This window comes from Sphingobacterium chungjuense, from assembly GCF_011316935.1.
GTDB classification, from domain to species: Bacteria; Bacteroidota; Bacteroidia; order Sphingobacteriales; family Sphingobacteriaceae; genus Sphingobacterium; species Sphingobacterium chungjuense.
In genome coordinates, this window is the sequence record NZ_WLYS01000017.1 from 1 (window position 1) to 255 (window position 255).

2 tRNA genes are annotated in these 255 nt (G+C 43.9%); both read left to right on the top strand.

Annotated elements, in window-relative coordinates:
• The first annotated feature begins 48 nt into the window (after positions 1 to 48).
• A tRNA-Ile gene (locus tag GKO22_RS16525) sits at positions 49 to 122 on the top strand.
• Between the two features lie 27 nt (positions 123 to 149).
• A tRNA-Ala gene (locus tag GKO22_RS16530) sits at positions 150 to 223 on the top strand.
• Positions 224 to 255: the final 32 nt, after the last annotated feature.

Below are 255 nucleotides of genomic sequence, written 5' to 3' on the forward strand. Positions count from 1 at the left end.
ATAGGGGTTCATTCATGTTATTACCGAGGTAGAAAAGAAGATATAGCTAGTCCCGTAGCTCAGTTGGTTAGAGCACTACACTGATAATGTAGGGGTCAGCAGTTCAAATCTGCTCGGGACTACATTACGATACAAACTTATAATACCACGGGGAATTAGCTCAGCTGGCTAGAGCACCTGCCTTGCACGCAGGGGGTCAACGGTTCGACTCCGTTATTCTCCACTATTTTTAAGTAGGAAGTTATAAGTCAAAAG